General features: G+C 50.0%; 2 protein-coding genes. Both read right to left on the bottom strand.

Annotated elements, in window-relative coordinates; translation table 11 throughout:
* Window positions 1-993: extracellular solute-binding protein (locus tag VLH40_04285; protein ID HSV31227.1), on the bottom strand; the 993-nt coding region annotated here is incomplete at its 3' end.
* Window positions 994-1,116: 123 nt separating this feature from the next.
* Window positions 1,117-2,127, bottom strand: a complete 1,011-nt coding sequence (locus VLH40_04280; GenBank protein ID HSV31226.1) for a LacI family DNA-binding transcriptional regulator — start codon at window positions 2,125-2,127, stop codon at window positions 1,117-1,119.
* Window positions 2,128-2,199 lie beyond the last annotated feature (72 nt).

The raw sequence follows: 2,199 nt of genomic DNA, 5'->3' as shown, positions 1-2,199 counted from the left end.
CAGACCCTGATACCGACCTGCCGGGCCACCAGGTGTTAAGGCGAAAGCGACATTTTCATGAATCAGCGATCTTTCTGGGTCAAGCAGTACCGGGAGATAGGCGTTCCAGTTGATGGCATAGGCCGCCATCCCTTGAGACATCTGGGCGTTGACCATATCATAGTCGAAAGCAAGCGCATCGGGAGGCATAAAAGGAAGGAGGTCTTTCAGCATGGAAACCGCCGCTATCCCTTCGGGTCCCTGGAATCTGGGATATACGTTTTCATCATAGATCACCGAAGGGACTTCTCCGCCGTAAGAGGCCAGCATGGGAACAAAGGTTGCCACCATCGGGTCAGAGATGGCCAGAGGAAATGCCAGGGGACTGATATCAGGGAATATCTCTGCCAACTTCTGGGCACTGTCCAGCAATTCATCCCAGGTTTCCGGTCCTTTGGCCAATCCATCGGCATCGACGATGCCCGCATCGGCAAACATGTCGGTTCGGTACTGGGCCAAATAAACATCGAACTTGTAAGGAACCGACCACAGGGCTTCTGGATCAGGCGTGAAACCAGCCGTGTACCGGCCGTAGGCCTCAAGGATAGCCGGTACGAAGTCGCCCATATCGTAATTCGGGTCCAGCAAGTCTTCCCGGGCAAACCATTCATCCAGGTTTTCCACCATCATTCCTTCGGCATAATGACCAAACCAGATATAGGGAAAGGTCAAGATATCGAACTCACCTGTCCCGGCCACAAAAGACGCCAGGTGTTTGACCAATAGATCCTTCCAGGACTCGTCGATGATCACTACCCTGGCTCCGGTCAATTCCTCAAATTCCTGGGCAATGACTTTGTACGCATCGGTTGTCGGTCCGGTATGAGAAGAAAGGGTAAGGGTAACCCCTTCCCAGTTTTTCAACCAACCGAAATCTTCTGCTCCGGCACTGACGGCCAACAAAAAGACCATACTGAGCAATGCTACAAGACTAACCGTTAAGACTTTTTTCATGATCGACCACCCTTTTTAAAGTTGTTTTCAATCGTGAATCGGTCTGAACACAGAAAACTATCCCGTATGGTACAATCCACAGATCATATCGAGTATCTTTTACGGGCGGATTTCACCTCCTTTTCAGGCAAGTTCTGTTTGTTCACCCGCCGATAAACGGCGTTTCAGCTCCACATTGAGAACGACTTTCTTTGGCCTGGTATGTTTTTTCAGCATTCTGGAGATCAGAAGCATTGCGGCACTTTCACCCAGTGCGAAAGATGGCTGGGCAACGGCAGTAAGGGGCGGCTTGATAAAGCGAAACCAGGGAAGGTCGTCAAATACGGCCAGGCCAAGCTGGGAGGGAATGATAATGTTTTTCTCCTGAAAAGCCTTGAGAGCTCCCATTAACATCGGACTGTTGCAACAATAAATCACTGAAGGCGGAGAAGACATGTCCAGCAATTCAAGGGTAGACTGATAACCTCCCTTTTCCAAAAAGTCACTGACTTTCACCATATGAGGATCGACGGGAATTTCATGGTCATTCAATGCCTGATAGTAACCTTCAAGTCGTTCCTTGCCGGTGCTGGTATCTTGAGGCCCGGCGATAATCCCAATTCTCCGGTGCCCCAGGCTGACCAGGTAGTTGATCAATATCTGGCTCCCCCGCCGATTATTCACCATCACCAGGTCCGTTTTGACATGAGAGACCTTTTTATCCAGGAGAACAATCGGAATATTCCGATCCACCAGGAACTGCAGATGCTCACCCCGGTCGCTACCCGGCACCAGGATGATCCCATCAACCTGTTTACTGTAGAAAAGCTCACAGGCTGCCTTCTCTTTCTCAAAATCATAACCGGTATTGGTCACCAGTAGGTCGAAGCCGTTTTTCCCTAACGTCGTTTCCACGCTCTGGAACAAATCGGAAAAGAAGGGGCTGACCAGGTCACAAAAAATCAAGCCCACTGTCCCTGTCTTGCGCCTCCTCAGGCTTTTCGCCACGATATTGGGCCGGTAATCGAGTTCTTGGACTGCCTTCAACACCCAATGCCTGGTGGCCTCATGGACAAACCTTGTTTCATTGAGGACGTGCGAGACAGTCGCCGTAGAAACCCCGGCTTGACGAGCTACATCCTTAATGGTGCTCAACGAAGTCCCCCTTTTTATTAGATAATCGTTTACGTAATCGTTTAATCTATTATATAACTATACCCCCTCCCC

This window comes from Atribacteraceae bacterium (assembly GCA_035477455.1).
Lineage (GTDB): Bacteria > Atribacterota > Atribacteria > Atribacterales > Atribacteraceae > DATIKP01.
Note: the sequence above shows the minus strand (reverse complement) of the source record. Positions and strands in the feature narration are given on the sequence as shown.